Origin of the sequence: Paraperlucidibaca baekdonensis (genome assembly GCF_003387535.1) — a bacterium.
In the GTDB taxonomy this organism is placed as follows: Bacteria; Pseudomonadota; Gammaproteobacteria; order Pseudomonadales; family Moraxellaceae; genus Perlucidibaca; species Perlucidibaca baekdonensis.
The window spans coordinates 103,115-120,430 of record NZ_QUNR01000001.1 but is presented as its reverse complement, the minus strand read 5'-3'; the positions used below and the strand labels follow the sequence as shown (position 1 = coordinate 120,430).

Genomic DNA, 17,316 nt, shown 5'->3' with positions numbered 1-17,316 from the left:
TGACTAATCCGTAAGGAGCACAATACGATGCGTCATTATGAAGTCGTGTTCTTGGTGCACCCCGATCAAAGCGAGCAAGTGCCCGCCATGGTCGAGCGTTACACCGGGATCGTGAAAGATGCAGGCGGTTGCATTCACCGTCTAGAAGATTGGGGTCGCCGTCAATTGGCTTACCCAATCAACAAAATCCACAAAGCCCACTACATTCTGTTCAACATTGAGTGTTCAGATGCAGTGCGTGCTGAGCTGGAAGAAGCCTTCCGTTACAACGACGCCGTGATCCGCAGCTTGATCATCCGTCGTGAAGAAGCCATCACTGAAGAATCAATCCTTGCCAAAGGCGCAGAAGAGAAGCGTGCTCGTAAAGCCGCTCGTGCCGATGAAGGTTCAGATTCGTCAGCGTCGGCTAGCTGATTCGCAGAGCGATTTGCGTGGAGCAAAACCTGCTCCGGTTTAGCGGGGTGATTGAAAAAATCTACCCACGCCGTACGAGCCCTGCGGGCATTGCGCATCAAGATTTCTTAATGCGCCATCGCTCGAAACAAACAGAGGCGGGTGCGGCACGCGAAGTCCATTTAGTGCTCAAGGTCCATGTGGCCGCTGACCTAGTGGATGCGCTGAGGTCTTTTGGCTTAGGCGACCGAGTGGAGACGATGGGATTTCTGGCGACGGCCAGCCATCGCGACCAAGAGCAATTGGTGCTGCATGCGCAGTCACTGCATAGACAGGATTAAGGAGAGGAAGCCATGGCGCGTTTCTACCGTCGTCGTAAGTTCTGCCGTTTCACGGCCGATAAAGTCACCTACATCGATTACAAAGATGTGGAGACACTGAAGCAGTTCATCACGGAAAACGGCAAGATTGTTCCAAGCCGTATCACCGGTACTAAGGCTCGTTACCAGCGTCAGCTGACTCTTGCTATTAAGCAAGCGCGCTACCTGGCCTTGATGCCTTACACCGATAACCACATCTAAGGCTGGGGTGCGTGATGCAAGTTATTTTGTTAGAAAAAATTAAAGGCCTCGGCGCTCTTGGCACCAAGGTTGATGTAAAGCCTGGCTATGGCCGCAATTTCTTGATCCCACAGGGTAAAGCGTTGCCAGCCACCGCCAAAAACTTAGCCGACTTCGAAGTGCGTCGTGCTGAGTTAGAGCGTCAAGAAGCTGAAGTGCTGGCCGCGGCCAATGCACGTGCCGCTTCATTGGCAGAATTGGTTGTCACCATTGCCTCGAAAGCTGGCGATGAAGGCAAACTGTTCGGCTCGATTGGCAACCGTGATATCGCTGATGCAGCGACTGCTGCTGGCGTTGCGGTCGACAAAACCGAAGTGCGTTTGCCTGAAGGCCCGCTGCGTCATACCGGCGAGTTCGACATTGTTGTGTATGTGCACAGCGATGTGGCGGCGACACTGAAGTTGGTGATCACGGCCGAATAAGCCGCAACCACTGGCTTCACCAAAAAGGCGCTGGGGCTAACTCCAGCGCCTTTTTGTTTTTCTGAGACGGCAATATTGCTGTCAAGGCCTTGGTCGCGGCGGGCTTTCCGCCTAAGCTAACGGCATTATTTGCTCAGATGTGCCCGATGACTAACTCACCTATATCCACTGATGATGCCGTGCTGTCTGCGCTGAAGTTGCCGCCGCATTCGCTCGAGGCTGAGCAGGCCGTATTGGGCGGTTTATTGCTCGATGATCAGGCTTGGGATCGTGTCTCGGATCGTGTTGGCGAGGAAGATTTTTATCGCCGCGATCATCGCCTGATTTTCAAAGCCATTATGTTGCTGGCCACCGAGGGCAGCCCACGGGATGCGCTGACTATCGCCGAGACATTAACGCGCTTGGGCGAGCTGGAAAATGCGGGCGGCATGGCCTATCTCGGTGAGCTGGTGCGTAATACGCCATCGGCGACCAACATTGCGGCCTATGGCGACATCGTGCGTGAGCGCTCGGTGCTGCGTCAGCTCATTCGCATCAGTAATGAAGTCTCTGATTCGGCATTTTTGCCACAAGGCGCGAGCGCGCAAGCCATTCTCGATGAAGCCGAGCGCAAGATCTTCGCGATTGCTGAGCAAAGTCAAAAGTCGGGCGGCCCGCAGGCGCTGAAGCCATTGCTGACCAAGGCGCTCGATCGTATCGATACCCTGTTTCAGTCCGATGAGTCGATCACGGGTTTGAGTACCGGCTTTAATGATCTCGATGAGCGCACCTCAGGCCTCCAAAAAGGCGATTTGGTGATTGTCGCGGCACGGCCATCGATGGGTAAAACCACGTTTGCCATGAACCTCGTGGAAAACGCCATGATGCGCTCCGACAAGCCCGTGTTGGTGTACTCCATGGAGATGCCTGCAGAGCAGCTGGTCATGCGGATGCTGTCGTCGCTCGGGCGTATCGATCAGGGTCGCGTGCGTTCGGGTAAGCTCGAGGAAGAGGATTGGCCGCGGCTAACCTCGACCATCACCATGCTCGCCGAGCAAAAGCTATTAATTGATGACTCCGCCTCACTCAGTCCCAACGATGTGCGTACGCGCGCGCGTCGCGTGGCGCGTGAGCACGGCGGTATTGGCCTCATCATGGTCGACTATTTGCAGCTCATGCGCGTGCCCGGCTTGGAGAGCAATCGTGTCAATGAGATCTCGGAAATTTCGCGCTCGCTGAAGGCCCTAGCGAAAGAGATGGAATGCCCCGTGATCGCGCTCTCGCAGCTCAACCGCTCGCTTGAGCAGCGCCCCAATAAGCGCCCGGTGATGTCGGACTTGCGCGAATCCGGTGCTATTGAGCAAGATGCCGACGTCATCATGTTTATTTACCGCGACGAGGTCTACAACCCCGAATCGCCCGATAAAGGCACCGCGGAAATCATCATTGGCAAGCAACGTAATGGTCCAATTGGCAGTCTGCGCCTGGCCTTTTTGGGCAAGTACACGCGTTTTGAGGATTTGGCCGCCGGCTATTATCAAGACTCGGAGCAGTACTAAATCATGCGCGACTGTTGGCTAACGCTCGACCCTCAAGCACTCGCCCATAACGTGTCGGTGCTGCGCGAACACATGCCGGAAGCGAAGCTCTTGGCCATGGTGAAAGCCGATGCATATGGCCATGGCATGGTCACTGTCGCGCGTCATCTAGTCGATCACGTCGATGGCTTGGGCGTGGCGTGCATGAGTGAGGCATTGGCGCTGCGTGAGCACGGCGTAGGCGGCACCATCACCGTGATGGAGGGCGTCTTTAATGCCGAAGAACTGGCGCAGGCGCGAGCGAAATACCTAACCTTGGTCATGCATAGCCCAGAGCAACTTGCCGTGCTCGAGGCCGACGAAGCCACCGGGCCTTTGGCGGTGTGGTTAAAAGTCAACACAGGCATGAATCGGTTGGGGTTTCGGCCAACGCAAGCGCTGCTGGCGTGGCGGCGGATTGGTCAGTGCGTGGGCGTACATCGCTTAGGCCTTATGACGCATTTTGCCTGCGCCGATGAGCCGGTACTGGCCATGACCGACCAGCAAATTGGCCGCTTTCGTGCACTACAACAAGCGTTGTCTGCCGATAAAGGCGGGCCAGTGGCGGGTAGCTTGGCAAACTCGGCGGCGGTATTGGCATGGCCTGAGGCCGCCGATGACTGGGTGCGCCCGGGCATCGCGCTGTATGGCAGCTCGCCATTTGCCGATCGGTCGGCAGCACAGTTTGGCTTGCGACCTGCCATGACCTTGCGCGCCCGGGTGATTAGCGTCTTTACCGTGTCGGCCGGCGAGCGTGTGGGCTATGGTGCCAGCTGGCAAGCGCCACAGAGCACGCGCATTGCGGTGGTCTCGGTAGGCTACGGCGACGGCTATCCGCGCCATGCAGCCACGGGCACGCCGGTATTGATCAATGCCCGTCGTCACCCGCTCGTGGGTCGTGTGTCGATGGATATGATCACCGTGCAAGTCGATGACAGCGTCAATGTCGGCGACGAGGTGGTGCTCTGGGGCGAAGGCTTGCCAGCCGATGAGGTCGCCACAGCGGCAGGCACCATCAGTTACGAATTATTTTGTCGGCTTACGCCACGCGTGCGACGCACGGAGATTCCAGCCAATGGTTAAAGTGCGCACTGTCTTTGTTTGCAGCGCCTGCGGCACAGAAGCCAGCAAGTGGGGTGGCCAATGCGCTGACTGCGGCGAATGGAACACGCTCGCCGAGCAGCAGCGCGCCGTGGTCAGCAAAGCCGCAGCGCGGGCGGTCGGCTATGCCGGCACAGTGGCGCAGGTCAGCGTGCTCGATGCCATTGCGACCGAGGACGCACCGCGCATTGCCACCGGACTCTCGGAGCTCGATCGCGTATTGGGCGGTGGCTTAGTGACGGGCTCGGTCGTGCTGATTGGTGGCGACCCCGGTATTGGTAAATCCACCATTTTGCTGCAAACGTTGACGCATTTGGCGCAAAGCTCGCCGGCGCTCTACATCACCGGCGAGGAGTCTTTATCGCAGGTAGCCATGCGCGGCCGGCGCTTGGAGTTACCGCTCAATAAGCTGCGCGTGATGGCCGAGACGCAAGTGGAGACGATCATCGCTACGGCTGAGCAGGAGCGCCCGCGCATCTTGGTGGTGGACTCTATTCAAACGCTCTACACCGATAGCCTGACCTCAGCGCCCGGCGGTGTGTCGCAAATTCGTGAGTCGGCGGCAATGCTCACGCGCTATGCCAAACGCTCGGGTTGTGCGTTATTTTTGGTTGGTCATGTCACCAAAGAGGGCTCGCTTGCTGGTCCGCGCGTGCTCGAGCATATGGTCGATTGCGTGTTGTATTTTGAGGGCGAGGCCGACTCGCGTTTTCGCCTGATACGCGCCGTGAAAAATCGCTTTGGCGCGGTCAATGAGCTCGGCGTGTTTGCCATGACCGATCGCGGTCTGCGCGAAGTATCCAACCCCTCGGCGATATTTCTCTCGCGCTACGACCAGCCCATTCCCGGCTCGGTGGTGATGATCACGCGCGAGGGCACGCGGCCATTGCTGGTAGAAGTGCAGGCCTTAGTCGATGACGCCTTTAGCAATCCGCGCCGCGTCGCCGTGGGCTTGGATCAAAACCGCTTGGCCATGCTGCTGGCGGTCTTGCATCGCCACGGCGGCATTTCCAGTCAAGGCCAAGATGTGTTTGTCAATGTCGTGGGTGGCGTGAAGGTGCTGGAGACCGGCTCGGATTTAGCGGTGGTGTTGGCCGTGACCTCAAGCCTGCGCGGGCAGGCACTCGACAGCGACCTTGTGGTGTTTGGCGAGATTGGTTTGAGCGGTGAAATACGCCCGGTGCCCAATGGCCAGGAGCGTCTGAAAGAGGCCGCTAAGCATGGCTTTGCGCGTGCCATTGTGCCGCGAGGCAATGTGCCTAAGCAGGCCATTGAAGGTATTAAAGTTATTGGTGTGGGGCGCTTAAGCGAGGCCCTCGACGCGCTCTAAGCGCTTTACCGATAGGGCGCGAACCAGTCTAAGCTCGCTTCTGTGCCAGCATCATCGGGGCGATATTCTGCGCCCGTCCAGCCGCTGTAAGGCAGCATTTCGATCACGTCAAATAAACCCTTAAGCGGCAGCTTGCCGGTGCCCGGCGCGCCACGGCCAGGGGCGTCGGCGAATTGAATATGCGCAATGTTGGCGGCATTTTCCATAAGCCCGAGAATGACATCGTCGCCCATGCGCGCGAGGTGGTAGAGGTCGAACTGCATCTTTAACGTGGGGTGGTCTGCTGCCTCAATAATTTCTTGCATTTGGGCAATATTGCTGACTAAAAAGCCGGGCATATCGAAGGTGTTGATGGCTTCGAGCGTGGTGGTGACGCCAATGCTTTGGAAGGCTTCGGCGGCATAACGCGCGTTAGCCGCCAGTGTGTGTAGGCACTGCACGAGGTCAGCGTCGGGTGGCTGGCGTCCGGCGAGTATATTTACACAGCGCACGCCAAGGCCATCGGCATAAGGCAGCGTATCGAGTACGGCGCGGCGGAAATCTTGCTCGCGCCCGGGTATACCGGCAAGGCCATTGCCGCCATTGGTGAGGTCGCCGACCGGCACATTAATGACGGTCATCTCAAGATCGTGGCGTTGCAGCTCGGCGGCTAGTGTCTCCACGCTCAGCTCATACGGAAACTGCACTTCAACACCGCGAAAGCCGGCGGCATGAGCGGCAGCAAAGCGTGCCTGCAGCGGTAGCTCAGTAAACAGCATCGATAAGTTGGCCGAAAATTTCAGCATGGACGCGCCTCGTGTGCGGGAAAATAAACTGCGTAATAGCTAAACTGCTGATAATGTTGTCGAGCAGACGGGCTGTGTGCAACCCGATTTTAGTGATACGAATTTTTTAATTGTATGGAGACCGGCCATGAGCGCCTTTGAGCAAGCCCAAAAAGACATCAAAACCCTGAGCCAACGCCCCGGCAACGACGATATGCTGGCACTCTACGCGCACTTCAAACAAGCCAGCCAAGGTGATGCTACCGGCAGTCGTCCCGGCATGTTCGATATGATTAATCGCGCCAAATACGATGCCTGGGCGGCATTGAAAGGCATGAGCCAATCGGCTGCCGAGCAGGCTTATACCGATAAAGTAAATGCCTTGCTAAAAACACACGCCTAATTCACCCGGTTTTTGCTGCAAACGCGGCGTTTGGCTTGCATGCTTACGCCGCCTCGTTTCCAATATGCCCCTCGTTTTCGATTGATGTTTTTTTATGGCTTCTTCCGCTGTTTCCGATGCCTCGGCCGCTTTCCAGCTCAAAGGTAGTTCTTTTACGGCGACTGTCTTAGAGTTGCAGTCGGCTAATCTCGCTGACATCAAAACGCAACTCGCCGCGCGCACGCTCGATGCTGCCGCGTGGCTGCAGCAATCGCCGGTGATTTTGAGTGTTGAAAAGATTGCTGATGCGCACGCGGATTGGCCCGCTGTGGTGGCATTATGTCGCGCCCATGGGGTGAGCTTGGTAGGCATGCGTGCGCCGAAAGCCATGCATGCGGCATTGGCCTCGGTAGGCCTGCCGGTATTGGCTTCATTGCGCCCGAAAGCCGCCGACAAAGTTTACGACGCCGATGGTCATCGCGTCGCCGTTGAGGCGGCTCCAGAGCCTGCCCCGGAAGCGACCGCACGCGAAGCCACCCAAGTCATCACGCAGCCCGTTCGCGGCGGCCAGCAAATATACGCCGCCGGTGACTTGATTATTTTGGCGCCGGTGAGTGCTGGCGCTGAAGTCTTGGCTGATGGCCATATTCATGTCTATGGACCGTTGCGAGGCCGGGCGCTGGCGGGCGTGCAAGGCGATACATCAGCGCAAGTATTTTGCCAGTCGCTGGAGGCTGAGCTGGTGTCCATTGCCGGGCGTTATCGCGTAGCGGATGACCTGCGCACGAGCGCGCAATGGCGTCGCGGCGCGCGCATCAGCTTAGTGGAAGAGATGTTGAACCTGTACGACCTTTGAACAATACTGCGTGCCATCATTGCACGCGCTTGAGGACTTTTTTGTGGCAAAAATAATCGTCGTAACATCGGGTAAAGGTGGGGTCGGTAAGACCACCACAAGTGCCGCTATTGGCACCGGCTTGGCTATGCGCGGGCATCGTACTGTGTTGGTCGACTTTGACGTGGGCCTGCGTAATCTCGACTTGATCATGGGCTGCGAACGCCGGGTGGTCTATGACTTCATTAATGTGGTGCAGGGCGATGCCAGCCTCAATCAGGCGCTCATTAAAGATAAGCGCTTAGATAACTTATACGTGCTGGCGGCGAGCCAAACGCGCGATAAAGACGCGTTGACGGTCGATGGTGTGGCGAAGGTCATGCAAGACCTGAGCGATCAATTCGACTTTGTCATTTGCGATTCGCCCGCCGGTATTGAAAAAGGCGCGCACATGGCCATGTATTTCGCCGATGAAGCCGTGGTGGTAACCAACCCCGAAGTGTCGTCGGTGCGTGACTCCGATCGCATGTTGGGGCTGCTGTCGAGCAAATCCAAGCGTGCCGAAGAGGGCTTGGAGCCTATCAAAGAGTTTCTGCTGCTCACGCGCTACAACCCCGCGCGCGTTGAGACGGGCGAAATGCTGTCGGTCACCGATGTGGAAGAGATTTTGTCCATTAAGTTACTGGGCGTGATTCCCGAGTCGCAGGCTGTGCTGAAAGCGTCAAACCAAGGCGTGCCCGTCATTTTTGATGCTGAAAGCGACGCTGGCCAGGCCTATAGTGATGCGGTCGATCGTCTACTGGGTGCCGACATGCCTCATCGCTTTTTAGAGGTGCAGAAAAAAGGCATCTTGAAGCGAATTTTTGGAGGCTGACATGAGCTTTATGGATTTTTTCCGGGCTCAAAAAAAGCCCACGACTGCATCGCTGGCGAAAGAGCGGCTGCAGATTATCGTTGCTCACGAGCGCGGTCAGCGCACACAGCCCGACTATTTGCCGCAGCTGCATCGCGATATTTTAGAAGTGATTCGAAAGTATGTGCCGATCAGCGAGGATCAGGTGCATGTTGAGCTCGATAGCCAGGGCACCTGCTCTGTGCTGGAGCTCAACATCACGCTACCTGAGCGCTAACGCCGCACCACCTGGCTACCGGCTAGTCGTATGGCATCGCCTACGACGAAGCCGGGATGGTCAGCGTAACGCAAACTTCTGACTTCGCCGCTATCGAGGCGAATGCTCATCTCATAGCCACTAACTCGGCTGCGCTCGTAACGATTGCCAGCGTAAGCGCCGCCTAAGGCGCCGGCCACGGTTGCCACGCGGCGACCATTGCCGCCGCCAATTTGATGGCCAATGACGCCGCCGGCGATGGCGCCGACTAAGGCGCCAACCCCTGATGGGCCAGCCGCTGCCGCGATGGGCGTAATGCCCGTGACCACGCCACAATCCACGCAGCTGGCATAGCGCTCAGTAGTGGCTCGCGACTGATGTCCATACTCTGCGTAGGGCTTTTGCTGAATGGGTTGCTGTTTGACTTCGGCCACGCGCACCGTCGTCGGTGCGCGCTGAGGGCTAACCGGCTCTGGCTCAATGCTATACCACTGCTCTTGTGCCCGCGGTGCTGGTGCTACCTCGGCGAGACGTTCAATGGTGTGGGTGGGCGCCTGTGGCTCGGCTTGGGCGGCGCTAATGGGCCACCAGCCGATCGATTTTGCCCCCGCCGCAAGGCTGACAAATAAAACCGCGACTGCCGCGATGCTCAGAAATGGGCGCACACGGCGCGTTGAAATATCCATGGTGACATCCTGCCTGCAAGGCTTTGTTGTTGCCAACAAAAACGCCCGACCTAGTGAGCTCGTTGACCGAGCCATAGGACGGGCGTCTGGCAACGCGTTACGGCTTAGGCCATTTTCTTGTGCTTCACCCGCTTAGGCCCGGCGTTATTGCCGAGTTTCTTGCGACGATACTCTTCGTATTCGGTGTAATTACCGTCATACCATTCCACATCATCGCCTTCAAACGCCAGAATGTGCGTGGCAATGCGGTCGAGGAACCAGCGGTCGTGAGACACCACCATGGCCACGCCCGGGAAAGTCAGCAGCGCCTCTTCGACAGCGCGCAGGGTTTCCACGTCGAGGTCGTTGGAGGGTTCGTCGAGCAACAATACGTTGGCGCCAACTTGCAAGATTTTCGCGAGCTGCAAACGATTGCGCTCACCACCAGACAGATCGCCGACGCGTTTTTGCTGGTCTTGGCCCTTGAAGTTGAAGCGGCCAATATAGGCGCGTGAGGGGATTTCGTAGTCGCCGACCTTCATGATGTCGAGACCGCCAGAGACCTCTTCCCAGACCGATTTATTGTCATCGAGCGAGTCGCGGATCTGGCCAATGTAGGCGACTTTCACGCTTTGGCCAACGACCACTTCACCGGCATCGGGATTTTGCTCGCCGGTAATCATGCGAAATAGTGTGGTTTTGCCCGCGCCATTGGGGCCGACAATGCCAACAATGGCGGCTTTCGGCACCGTGAAGCTGACGTTTTCGTAAAGCAGGCGGTCACCGAAGGACTTGGCAATGCCTTGCACTTCAATGACTTGATCGCCCAATCGCTCACCGGGTGGAATGTAGATTTCCTGGGTCTCGGCGCGTTTTTGGAACTCTTTGCTCGAGAGCTCCTCGTACGCCTGCATACGCGATTTGGATTTTGCCTGACGTGCTTTCGGGTTGCTACGCACCCATTCGAGCTCGCGTTTGAGGGCCTTGGTGTGGGCTTCCTCTTGGCGGCTTTCCATGTCTAGGCGGGCGCTTTTCTGCTCCAGCCAGCCGGTGTAGTTGCCCTCGTAAGGGATGCCGCGGCCGCGATCGAGCTCGAGAATCCATTCCGCGACATTTTCTAAGAAGTAGCGATCGTGAGTAATGGCCACGATGGTGCCCGGGAAATCTTTCAGGAAGACCTCCAACCAGCCCACAGACTCGGCATCGAGGTGGTTGGTGGGTTCGTCGAGCAGCAGCATATCGGGCTTGGAAAGCAGCAGGCGGCACAAGGCTACGCGGCGACGCTCACCCCCGGAAAGGGTGCTGACTTCGGCGTCCCAGGCGGGCAGGCGCAGCGCGTCGGCGGCTTGCTCAAGCTGGTTATTGAGGTTGTGGCCATCCCACGCTTGAATAATGGCTTCGAGTTTTTCCTGCTCAGCGGCGAGCTTGTCGAAGTCAGCATCTTCGCTAGCGTATTCATTGAAGACTTCGTCGAGGCGGGCCATGGCATCGAGGCATTCGCGTACGCCATCTTCGACATTGCCGCGCACATCTTTGTTAGGGTCGAGCTCGGGCTCTTGCTCGAGGTAGCCAATTTTGGTGCCGGCTTGCGCGCGGGCTTCACCGCTGAAGTCGGTATCGACGCCAGCCATGATGCGCAGCAGCGTGGATTTACCGGAGCCATTGAGGCCGAGTACGCCAATTTTTGCGCCGGGGAAAAAAGACAGCGAAATATCCTTTAGAATCTCACGCTTGGGCGGAACCAATTTCGACACCCGGTTCATGGTGTAGATGTACTGAGCCATGCGATGCTCCTCTTTACGGGCCAATCAAGCGGCGCAGTATACTGCACAGCGACATCACTGCGGGCATTTGCCGCAAAGGAGATACATGTGAGCACGACTCAATGGCCATGGCAGCGCTGGGCGCCCGATGTACAAGCCGGCATCTTGCTGATGCTCGCCACGTTGGCTGCGCTAGCACTCGCTAACTCCCCGGGTCGCGCCTTTTACGAATGGCTATTATCGGTGCCGGTGCAGGTGCGCGTTGGCGCGCTCGATATCGATAAACCCATGCTGCTGTGGATTAACGATGGCTTGATGGCAGTGTTTTTTCTGATCGTGGGCTTGGAGATCAAACGCGAGACCGTGCATGGCCATTTAAGCAGCTTTAAGCAAATGGCTTTGCCGGGCGCCGCCGCCGTGGGTGGCATGGCTGTGCCAGCGCTAATTTATGTGGCGCTGAACTATCATGACCCCGTGCTGCTGGCGGGTTGGGCCATTCCCTCGGCCACCGATATCGCCTTTGCGCTAGGCATTATCGCGCTGCTTGGCTCGCGCGTGCCGCCAGCGCTGAAAGCGTTTGTCATGGCCTTGGCGGTCATGGATGACCTCGGTGCCGTGGTGATTATTGCGCTGTTTTACACCAGCAAATTATCGCTGCTGTCGCTGGTGGTGGCCGGTGTGGCTACAGCAATTTTATTTTGGATGAATCGTGCCGGTGTGCGCCGCATTTCGCCCTATACCGTGGTTGGTTTGATTTTATGGGTGAGCGTGTTGAAGTCCGGCGTGCACGCGACTTTGGCTGGTGTGGTGATTGCCTTGGCGATTCCGGTAGTGCGTGATGCCAATGGTCAGTCGCCCTGTGAGCGTTTGGAGCACACGCTGCATCCGTGGGTGGCTTATGCCATTGTGCCGATTTTCGCCTTTGCCAATGCCGGTGTTGGGCTGGCCGGTTTAGGGCTCGATGTGCTGAGCAATTCGGTATTCCAAGGCATCGCGCTGGGTCTGTTTGTTGGCAAGCAAATTGGCATTGTCGGCTTTTCGTGGTTTTGCGTGCGCATGGGCTGGGCGCAGCTACCCAAGGACACCAACTGGCGTCAGCTCCATGGTGCCGCCGTGCTGTGCGGCATCGGCTTCACCATGAGTCTATTTATTAGCTCGCTGGCGTTTGAGCATTCGGGCCAAAGTGTGGCCTTGGTCGATCGCTTGGCCGTGTTAATTGCCTCGTTTGCTTCGGCAGGCTTCGGCTACTGGCTGCTAACGCGCGAAAGCAGTTCGCATCGCGCGGTTGAGCACTAGCCTTCGACCGCGAGGGCTTGTAGCGCCAATGGTCGCCGTGTTTTGCTGATGCCTTGGGTGAACTCGCGGAGCCATTGCGCGACGAGGTCGGGCTGGCTCAGCAGTACCCAGTGGCCGCCGTCGATGTCGCGGCGATAAAGCTCGGGCACCCAAGCCTTCAGGTCATCAAAGAGCGCGACATTGACGAATTTGTCGCGCGCGGGAACGATGATTTGCACTGGGCAATTGGCGTAAGCCTCGGCGGGGCCGGCGAGCTTATTCATGAAGTTGGCGCGATAAAGCTTGACGCCCTCGGCGCCATCGGCGATTTGGCAGGGATTGGGTTGGGCCTCCTGCACGCGTTCATAGCGCGATAAATAGCGCGGCCACCAACGCCCGACGCCGAGCTTCCACGCGCTCGGTGCTAATACCGGCAGCTGAAACAGCATGATGTACCACGAGCTCGACAGTTGTTTCAGGCCCTCCTTGATGCTGGCTGCCTCGCCGCTGCCCAAGCGCTTTCGCATCCAATGCCCCGCGTGATCGAGGCTCGGGCCGGAAATGCTCGAGAAGCTCAAAATAAAGTCTTTTAAGGCCTCGCCGGTGACCGATTGCCAACTTTGAATTGAGCCCCAGTCGTGCGCGGCTAAGTGAAACTGTTGGCCGGGAATGATGGCATCGACTACTGCTTCAAGGTCACGCGCTAATTGTGTCAGGCGGTAGGCGGCGACATTGCGGCCGCAATCAGAATCTCCTGCGCCACGCACATCGTATAAAATCACCTGAAAATGCTCGGCAAGGCGCTCAGCCACCGGTATCCAGACGCGATGATTGTCTGGGTAACCATGCACCAAGACCAGCGCTGGTGCGTCGGCAGAACCTAAGCTCATGGCGTGTAGGTTGATGCCGTCAGTCGTGCGAATGCGGTAAGTTTTCACGGAATATTTAGCTCATGTTGACGATGCGTGATCATTACACCGAAGACTGTTACGCAGCAAGACTGGCGAGTGTCGAAGGCTCGTTGAGTGCCACTGCTATTCCGTCTGAATTACCGTATAATCCGTCATCACTTATGAGCACCCTGAGCCGCCACGGAGCCCCGCATGTTCAGCAATGACCAAACCATTTCGCGTTTTGACCCCGAATTAGCCGCCGCCATGGCACAAGAAGATGCGCGCCAAGAAGCGCACATCGAATTGATCGCCTCGGAAAACTATTGCTCACCGGCGGTCATGGAAGCGCAGGGCTCCAAGCTCACCAACAAATACGCGGAAGGTTATCCTGGCAAACGCTATTACGGCGGCTGCGAATACGTCGATGTCATTGAGCAATTAGCCATCGATCGCGCGAAAGCCTTGTTCGGCGCCGACTACGCCAATGTCCAGCCACACGCGGGTTCGCAAGCCAATAGCGCGGTGTTCTTGGCGTTGCTGAATGCCGGCGATACTGTCCTTGGCATGTCCTTGGCGCATGGCGGTCACTTGACGCATGGCGCGAAAGTGAATTTCTCCGGCAAAAATTACAACGCCGTACAGTATGGCATCGACACCGATACCGGCTTGATCGATTATGACGACGTGGAGCGTCTGGCGCTTGAGCATAAACCACGCATGATTATTGCTGGTTTCTCGGCGTATTCGCAGGTCTTGGATTTCCCGCGTTTCCGCGAAATCGCCGATAAAGTCGGTGCCTATTTGTTCGTTGATATGGCGCACGTGGCGGGCTTGGTGGCGGCGGGCGTATACCCCAACCCCGTGCCATTTGCCGATGTGGTCACCACCACCACGCACAAAACCTTGCGCGGCCCGCGTTCGGGCTTGATCTTGGCGCGCGCCAACGCCGACATTGAGAAAAAACTCAATTCCGCGGTATTCCCCGGCAACCAAGGCGGCCCCTTGATGCATGCTATCGCGGCGAAAGCGATTTGCTTTAAAGAGGCGATGGCGCCGGAGTTCAAGGCCTATCAGCAAGCCGTGGTGAAAAACGCCCAGACCATGGCGCGCGTGTTTATTGAGCGCGGATTCGATGTGGTCTCGGGCGGTACCGAAAACCATTTATTTCTGCTCTCGCTGATCAAGCAAGACATCACCGGTAAAGACGCCGATGCCGCGCTCGGTCGTGTGGGCATTACCGTCAATAAAAATGCCGTCCCCAACGATCCGCGCTCACCCTTTGTGACCTCGGGCATTCGTATTGGCACGCCAGCGGTAACCACGCGCGGCTTTAGTGAGGCCGACTGCGCCACATTAGCCGGATGGATTGCCGATGTGGTTGAAGGCTTGCAGCGCAACCCCGAAGGCGATGCCGCGGTGGAGGCCAAAGTGGCTGCCGCCGTGAAAGCCATTTGCGCGCAATATCCGGTCTACGGCGCCTAATACGCCGCGCACCAAAACGCTGTTGTTGACGAAACACAGGGTGGTTCTTTAGTTATGCATTGTCCGTTTTGTAAGACCGAAGACACCAAGGTTATCGACTCGCGGTTGGTCACCGAGGGTGATCAAATCCGCCGCCGCCGCGAGTGCATCTCCTGCGGCGAGCGCTTCACTACGTTTGAAACGGCCGAATTAGTCATTCCGCGGGTCATCAAATCCGATGGCACGCGCCAGCCCTTCGATCTCGAAAAGCTCCGCGAGGGCATGCTGCACGCACTGCAAAAGCGTCCGGTGAGCTTAGATCGCATCGATGCCGCGCTGCATCACATCATGCATAAGCTGCGCGCTACCGGTGAGCGCGAGGTGAAGACGCGGCACGTCGGTGAGCTGGTGATGACCGAGCTCAAGCAGCTCGACTCGGTGGCCTATGTGCGGTTTGCCTCGGTGTATCGCGACTTTCAAGATGTCGACGCCTTTCGTGCCGAGATCGACAGCCTGCGCCCACGCGAGAGCGACGAGTGAGCGACTTCGCGGCGAGCACTGACTTTAGCACTGCCGACTTCGCCTTCATGGCGGATGCCTTGCGCCTCGCCGCGCAGGGGCAGTATTCCGTACATCCCAATCCGCAAGTCGGCTGTGTCATCGTGCGCGATGGCGTGGTGGCCGGTCGTGGCGCGCATTTACGCGCCGGTGAGCCACATGCCGAAGTCTATGCCCTGCGTGAGGCCGGTGAGTCCGCGCGTGGCGCAACGGCGTATGTAACGCTTGAGCCCTGCGCACATCATGGTCGCACGCCGCCCTGCGCCGAGGCGCTCATCGCCGCCGGCATCGCTGAGGTCGTGGTCGCCATGCCCGATGCTAATCCGCAAGTTGCCGGCCGCGGTTTTGCGCTTTTACGCGCTGCCGGCATACGCGTGCGTCATGGCCTGCTCAGCGCCCAAGCGCAGGCGCAAAACCCCGGGTTTCATCGCGTAATGGCCGGTGGTCGCCCCTGGTTGCGCGCAAAAATTGCCCTCAGTGCCGATGGCCGCAGCGCCATGACGTCTGGCGAGTCGCAATGGATTACCGCTGCTCCTGCGCGCGCCGATGTGCAGCGCTGGCGGGCGCGCAGCAGCGCCATCATCACCGGCAGCGGCACGGTCTTAGCCGATGACTCCAGTCTGAATATTCGCCCCGAACTCTGGCCCGATGCTAGCGTCTTGATGCCGCATCCCGAGCGCGGCGTGCGCCAACCCGAGCGCGTGCTGCTCGATAGTCGCGCGCGCCTGCCATTAACAGCGAAGCTCATTGCTGCAAATGGCTCTGTGCGCCTGCTGCACACGGCGCAAGCGCCGGCTGAGCGTGTGCAGGCCTTGGCGCAAGCGGGCGTGATGATGCACTGTGTGGCCGAGGCAGCAAGCGATAGGTCGGCCAGTTCAGGTGTGGCCATTCAGGCCGCGCTAGCGGCACTGACCGAGGCGGGCCATCACACGCTGATGCTCGAAGCCGGCGCCACCTTAACCGGCGCATTCTTGCGTGCTGGCGTGGTGGATGAGCTGATTGTCTACCAAGCGCCAACACTGCTCGGTAGCAGCGCGCGTGCAGCGGTGACGTGGCCAATGCAGCGTATGATTGAACAGTGCCGATTAATCGTGAAAGATCGCCGTCAACTAGGCGACGATACCCGCACGATGTACCAGTGCGTGCTGAGCAGCGAGGAGTAGGGCTATGTTTACCGGGATTATTGAAGCGGTTGGGCAGGTGCGGCGCATGGAGCCGCGCGGCGGTGATCTGCGCTTGACCATTGCCACCGGCAAGCTTGACTTGGCCGATGTCAAACTGGGTGATTCGATTGCCACCAATGGCGTCTGCTTAACAGTCATCGCGCAGGGCAGCGACTGGTACAGCGCCGATGTCTCCTTGGAGACCGTGGCGCGCTCGACCTTGGCCCATTTCACCGTGGGCCAACGCGTGAATTTAGAAAAAGCCCTGCTGCCCACCACACGCTTGGGTGGCCATTTGGTGAGCGGCCATGTCGATGGTGTCGGTGAAATTGTCTCGGTGACGCCCAGTGCACGCTCGATCCGCTACCGCGTGAAAGCGCCGGATAATCTCGCCAAATACATGGCCGAAAAAGGCTCAATCACCACGGATGGAGTGAGTTTGACCATCAATGCCATCGACGGCGCCGTGTTTGATTTAAATATCGTGCCGCATACTGTGCAAGAAACCAATGTCGGTGATTGGGCGCCCGGCGTTAAACTCAATCTCGAAGTCGATGTCTTGGCGCGCTATCTTGAACGCCTGATGATGGGCGATAAGGCCGCGCACACCAGCGCCAGCGGCGGTATTACGCTGGCCATGTTGGCGGAGAATGGTTATGGCGCACACTAACATGACAGGCCGCGCGTGGCTGCTAGCGCTTTGCGCAGTGAGCAGCAGCTCGGCGTTGGCCGTGGATTTTGCTGCTGCGCGTGAGCAGCAGTTTAAGCAAGCCTGCATGACCGATGCCACGGTGGCAGCCGGTCAGCGTGAGGCCTTGTGCCGTTGCGTCTTTGAGGCGTTTGCCTATGGTGGCGACACACGCTTTGGCATTACTGATGTGTTAGCGCTCGATGCGCGCGTGTGGGAAGCACCCGATCAGCGCCTGCCGAAAAGCGCACTCGGCGATAATGTGCGAAGCATTCGACAAGCCTGTGTCCGCGAGTCGGCACGCTAATTTTATCGGCCTTTGGTTGGCCATCAACGCA

General features: G+C 58.0%; 21 protein-coding genes. 17 read left to right on the top strand and 4 right to left on the bottom strand.

Features of this window, described 5'->3' with window-relative positions; translation table 11 throughout:
- The first annotated feature begins 27 nt into the window (after window positions 1–27).
- The 7 genes from rpsF (at window position 28) to radA (ending at window position 5,422) form a co-directional block, all read left to right on the top strand.
- Window positions 28–414 (top strand): 30S ribosomal protein S6, encoded by a 387-nt coding sequence (rpsF, locus tag DFR26_RS00575; protein ID WP_116207009.1) that lies wholly within the window; start codon window positions 28–30, stop codon window positions 412–414.
- 17 nt (window positions 415–431) lie between these two features.
- Window positions 432–734, top strand: coding sequence for a primosomal replication protein N (gene priB / locus DFR26_RS00570; RefSeq protein WP_181898936.1), 303 nt, complete (start codon window positions 432–434; stop codon window positions 732–734).
- A gap of 12 nt (window positions 735–746) precedes the next feature.
- Window positions 747–974, top strand: a complete 228-nt coding sequence (gene rpsR, locus DFR26_RS00565; RefSeq protein WP_116207007.1) for a 30S ribosomal protein S18 — start codon at window positions 747–749, stop codon at window positions 972–974.
- Between the two features lie 14 nt (window positions 975–988).
- Window positions 989–1,435, top strand: a complete 447-nt coding sequence (gene rplI / locus DFR26_RS00560; protein ID WP_116207006.1) for a 50S ribosomal protein L9 — start codon at window positions 989–991, stop codon at window positions 1,433–1,435.
- Window positions 1,436–1,581: 146 nt separating this feature from the next.
- Window positions 1,582–2,973: a replicative DNA helicase gene (dnaB, locus tag DFR26_RS00555; RefSeq protein ID WP_116207005.1), complete on the top strand. Its 1,392-nt coding sequence runs from the start codon at window positions 1,582–1,584 to the stop codon at window positions 2,971–2,973.
- A 3-nt stretch (window positions 2,974–2,976) separates the two neighbouring features.
- Window positions 2,977–4,074, top strand: coding sequence for an alanine racemase (gene alr / locus DFR26_RS00550; RefSeq protein ID WP_116207004.1), 1,098 nt, complete (start codon window positions 2,977–2,979; stop codon window positions 4,072–4,074).
- Window positions 4,067–5,422: a DNA repair protein RadA gene (gene radA / locus DFR26_RS00545; RefSeq protein WP_116207003.1), complete on the top strand. Its 1,356-nt coding sequence runs from the start codon at window positions 4,067–4,069 to the stop codon at window positions 5,420–5,422. The genes alr and radA overlap by 8 nt, the downstream gene beginning before the upstream one ends.
- A 5-nt stretch (window positions 5,423–5,427) precedes the next feature.
- Here radA and DFR26_RS00540 read toward each other — a convergent pair whose 3' ends face one another.
- Window positions 5,428–6,207 (bottom strand): hydroxypyruvate isomerase family protein, encoded by a 780-nt coding sequence (locus DFR26_RS00540; RefSeq protein ID WP_116207002.1) that lies wholly within the window; start codon window positions 6,205–6,207, stop codon window positions 5,428–5,430.
- A 127-nt stretch (window positions 6,208–6,334) separates the two neighbouring features.
- On the opposite strand from DFR26_RS00540, the gene DFR26_RS00535 reads away from it, so the two are divergent.
- The 4 genes from DFR26_RS00535 to minE all read left to right on the top strand — a co-directional run bounded on the left by DFR26_RS00535 (window position 6,335) and on the right by minE (window position 8,533).
- Window positions 6,335–6,589 carry an acyl-CoA-binding protein gene (locus DFR26_RS00535; protein ID WP_116207001.1) on the top strand — a complete coding sequence of 85 codons (255 nt, stop codon included), beginning with the start codon at window positions 6,335–6,337 and terminating at the stop codon, window positions 6,587–6,589.
- A 94-nt stretch (window positions 6,590–6,683) separates the two neighbouring features.
- Complete coding sequence (gene minC, locus DFR26_RS00530; protein WP_116207000.1) at window positions 6,684–7,424, top strand: septum site-determining protein MinC; 741 nt, start codon at window positions 6,684–6,686, stop codon at window positions 7,422–7,424.
- Between the two features lie 43 nt (window positions 7,425–7,467).
- Window positions 7,468–8,277: a septum site-determining protein MinD gene (gene minD / locus DFR26_RS00525; protein ID WP_116207602.1), complete on the top strand. Its 810-nt coding sequence runs from the start codon at window positions 7,468–7,470 to the stop codon at window positions 8,275–8,277.
- A gap of 1 nt (window position 8,278) precedes the next feature.
- Window positions 8,279–8,533, top strand: coding sequence for a cell division topological specificity factor MinE (gene minE / locus DFR26_RS00520; RefSeq protein WP_116206999.1), 255 nt, complete (start codon window positions 8,279–8,281; stop codon window positions 8,531–8,533).
- Here the strand turns inward: minE and DFR26_RS00515 are convergent.
- Window positions 8,530–9,198: an outer membrane lipoprotein gene (locus DFR26_RS00515; RefSeq protein ID WP_181898935.1), complete on the bottom strand. Its 669-nt coding sequence runs from the start codon at window positions 9,196–9,198 to the stop codon at window positions 8,530–8,532. The two genes, minE and DFR26_RS00515, sit on opposite strands and share 4 nt — an antisense overlap.
- A 104-nt stretch (window positions 9,199–9,302) precedes the next feature.
- Complete coding sequence (ettA, locus tag DFR26_RS00510; protein WP_116206997.1) at window positions 9,303–10,961, bottom strand: energy-dependent translational throttle protein EttA; 1,659 nt, start codon at window positions 10,959–10,961, stop codon at window positions 9,303–9,305.
- Between the two features lie 87 nt (window positions 10,962–11,048).
- Between ettA and nhaA the strand changes: the two genes are divergently transcribed.
- Window positions 11,049–12,236 carry a Na+/H+ antiporter NhaA gene (gene nhaA, locus DFR26_RS00505; protein ID WP_245952976.1) on the top strand — a complete coding sequence of 396 codons (1,188 nt, stop codon included), beginning with the start codon at window positions 11,049–11,051 and terminating at the stop codon, window positions 12,234–12,236.
- On the opposite strand, the gene DFR26_RS00500 is transcribed toward nhaA, so the two are convergent.
- On the bottom strand, window positions 12,233–13,153 hold the full coding sequence (locus DFR26_RS00500) for an alpha/beta fold hydrolase (protein WP_220375670.1): 921 nt from the start codon (window positions 13,151–13,153) through the stop codon (window positions 12,233–12,235). The genes nhaA and DFR26_RS00500 overlap by 4 nt on opposite strands.
- A gap of 165 nt (window positions 13,154–13,318) precedes the next feature.
- Between DFR26_RS00500 and glyA the strand changes: the two genes are divergently transcribed.
- From glyA to DFR26_RS00475, 5 genes are read left to right on the top strand one after another with little or no spacing between them, the layout of a single operon-like run.
- On the top strand, window positions 13,319–14,590 hold the full coding sequence (gene glyA / locus DFR26_RS00495) for a serine hydroxymethyltransferase (RefSeq protein WP_116206995.1): 1,272 nt from the start codon (window positions 13,319–13,321) through the stop codon (window positions 14,588–14,590).
- Window positions 14,591–14,644: 54 nt separating this feature from the next.
- Window positions 14,645–15,109 (top strand): transcriptional regulator NrdR, encoded by a 465-nt coding sequence (gene nrdR, locus DFR26_RS00490; protein ID WP_116206994.1) that lies wholly within the window; start codon window positions 14,645–14,647, stop codon window positions 15,107–15,109.
- A 47-nt stretch (window positions 15,110–15,156) separates the two neighbouring features.
- A complete protein-coding gene (gene ribD / locus DFR26_RS00485) occupies window positions 15,157–16,290 on the top strand; it encodes a bifunctional diaminohydroxyphosphoribosylaminopyrimidine deaminase/5-amino-6-(5-phosphoribosylamino)uracil reductase RibD (RefSeq protein ID WP_116207600.1) in 1,134 nt (377 codons plus the stop codon).
- Window positions 16,291–16,294: 4 nt separating this feature from the next.
- Complete coding sequence (locus DFR26_RS00480) at window positions 16,295–16,960, top strand: riboflavin synthase (RefSeq protein WP_116206993.1); 666 nt, start codon at window positions 16,295–16,297, stop codon at window positions 16,958–16,960.
- Complete coding sequence (locus DFR26_RS00475) at window positions 16,947–17,285, top strand: hypothetical protein (protein WP_147300247.1); 339 nt, start codon at window positions 16,947–16,949, stop codon at window positions 17,283–17,285. The genes DFR26_RS00480 and DFR26_RS00475 overlap by 14 nt, the downstream gene beginning before the upstream one ends.
- Window positions 17,286–17,316 lie beyond the last annotated feature (31 nt).

Excerpts from the sequence above, each read along its gene's own strand:
- rpsF (WP_116207009.1), top strand. The coding sequence starts at position 28 with ATGCGTCATTATGAAGTCGTGTTCTTGGTGCACCCCGATCAAAGCGAG.
- minC (WP_116207000.1), top strand. The coding sequence starts at position 6,684 with ATGGCTTCTTCCGCTGTTTCCGATGCCTCGGCCGCTTTCCAGCTCAAA.
- DFR26_RS00535 (WP_116207001.1), top strand. The coding sequence starts at position 6,335 with ATGAGCGCCTTTGAGCAAGCCCAAAAAGACATCAAAACCCTGAGCCAA.
- rpsR (WP_116207007.1), top strand. The coding sequence starts at position 747 with ATGGCGCGTTTCTACCGTCGTCGTAAGTTCTGCCGTTTCACGGCCGAT.
- minE (WP_116206999.1), top strand. The coding sequence starts at position 8,279 with ATGAGCTTTATGGATTTTTTCCGGGCTCAAAAAAAGCCCACGACTGCA.
- rplI (WP_116207006.1), top strand. The coding sequence starts at position 989 with ATGCAAGTTATTTTGTTAGAAAAAATTAAAGGCCTCGGCGCTCTTGGC.
- radA (WP_116207003.1), top strand. The coding sequence starts at position 4,067 with ATGGTTAAAGTGCGCACTGTCTTTGTTTGCAGCGCCTGCGGCACAGAA.
- alr (WP_116207004.1), top strand. The coding sequence starts at position 2,977 with ATGCGCGACTGTTGGCTAACGCTCGACCCTCAAGCACTCGCCCATAAC.
- glyA (WP_116206995.1), top strand. The coding sequence starts at position 13,319 with ATGTTCAGCAATGACCAAACCATTTCGCGTTTTGACCCCGAATTAGCC.
- DFR26_RS00475 (WP_147300247.1), top strand. The coding sequence starts at position 16,947 with ATGGCGCACACTAACATGACAGGCCGCGCGTGGCTGCTAGCGCTTTGC.
- ettA (WP_116206997.1), bottom strand. The coding sequence starts at position 10,961 with ATGGCTCAGTACATCTACACCATGAACCGGGTGTCGAAATTGGTTCCG.
- DFR26_RS00515 (WP_181898935.1), bottom strand. The coding sequence starts at position 9,198 with ATGGATATTTCAACGCGCCGTGTGCGCCCATTTCTGAGCATCGCGGCA.
- dnaB (WP_116207005.1), top strand. The coding sequence starts at position 1,582 with ATGACTAACTCACCTATATCCACTGATGATGCCGTGCTGTCTGCGCTG.
- ribD (WP_116207600.1), top strand. The coding sequence starts at position 15,157 with ATGGCGGATGCCTTGCGCCTCGCCGCGCAGGGGCAGTATTCCGTACAT.
- nrdR (WP_116206994.1), top strand. The coding sequence starts at position 14,645 with ATGCATTGTCCGTTTTGTAAGACCGAAGACACCAAGGTTATCGACTCG.
- DFR26_RS00480 (WP_116206993.1), top strand. The coding sequence starts at position 16,295 with ATGTTTACCGGGATTATTGAAGCGGTTGGGCAGGTGCGGCGCATGGAG.
- DFR26_RS00540 (WP_116207002.1), bottom strand. The coding sequence starts at position 6,207 with ATGCTGAAATTTTCGGCCAACTTATCGATGCTGTTTACTGAGCTACCG.